The following is a 253-nucleotide window of genomic DNA, read 5'->3' as shown; positions in this document are numbered from 1 at the left end:
GTGAAGGCGCTTCAGGACCTTGGCCAGGCCCGGCGCGAGTGTGGTTCGCGGTGTCTTCGTCTTCTTCATCGCACAGCTCAAAAATTCGCTACCCAATTTTAACGTGGGCCTTACTGCAACAGAACCGTACAGGCAGAGCTGTCCGCGCCGCTTCAGGCTCTCGTTGTACTCGTGCGCGTTGGTGACCGAGTAGTTCGGCTTGGGCCGCTTGCGCGGCCCACCCGTTTTCAGTCTTGCCTTGTAAGGCATGAAA

General features: G+C 58.1%; 1 pseudogene. It reads right to left on the bottom strand.

From position 1 onward, the window contains the following. Nucleotides 1-253 (bottom strand): annotated as a pseudogene (locus tag AB3X89_RS40720) (hypothetical protein); the annotation flags it as partial.

The sequence above is a fragment of the Paraburkholderia sp. BR14320 genome, assembly GCF_040948665.1.
Taxonomy (GTDB): Bacteria; Pseudomonadota; Gammaproteobacteria; order Burkholderiales; family Burkholderiaceae; genus Paraburkholderia; species Paraburkholderia youngii.
Note: the sequence above shows the minus strand (reverse complement) of the source record. Positions and strands in the feature narration are given on the sequence as shown.